At 69.2% G+C, this 569-nt stretch carries 1 protein-coding gene; it reads left to right on the top strand.

The window, feature by feature from the left end; translation table 11 throughout:
- Positions 1 to 569: E3 binding domain-containing protein (locus ENZ74_RS33790; protein WP_206522414.1), on the top strand; the 569-nt coding region annotated here is incomplete at both ends.

Here is a 569-nt window from a genome sequence, read left to right as displayed (position 1 = left end):
GGTTTCGCCGGGCGATGTCATTGCCGAGATCGAGACCGACAAGGCGACGATGGAAGTCGAGGCTGTCGATGAGGGCACGGTCGCAAAGCTCGTCGTTCCCGCCGGCACCGAAGGCGTCAAGGTCAACGCTCTGATCGCCGTGCTCGCTGCCGAAGGTGAGGATGCAGGCGCTGCCGCGAAAAGCGGGGGCGATGCTGCTCCAGCGAAAGCCGAGGCCAAGCAGGACAAGGCGCCAATCTCCCCACCCGTGGGGGAGATGTCGACGAAGTCGACAGAGGGGGGCGCTGTCCCGCCGTCCTCTCAGCGCGAGACGCCCCCCTCTGGCCTGCCGGCCATCTCTCCCACAAGGGGGGAGATCAGCCAGTCGCCGGAAGGACGCACCTTCGCGTCGCCGCTCGCACGTCGCATAGCCAAGGAAGCCGGTGTCGATGTGTCTGCCGTGACCGGCACCGGTCCGCATGGCCGGGTGGTGAAGGCGGATGTCGACGCGGCGATTGCCGGTGGCGGCGCCCAGGCGGCGCCTGCCGCCAAGGCTCCGGCTGGCGTGCCCGCTGCTGCTCCTGCCGCGC

Origin of the sequence: Mesorhizobium sp. M7A.F.Ca.CA.002.15.2.1, assembly GCF_003998715.1 — a bacterium.
Lineage (GTDB): Bacteria > Pseudomonadota > Alphaproteobacteria > Rhizobiales > Rhizobiaceae > Mesorhizobium > Mesorhizobium ciceri.
The sequence above is the reverse complement of the archived record's forward strand: the minus strand, read 5'-3'. Positions and strand labels throughout refer to the sequence as shown.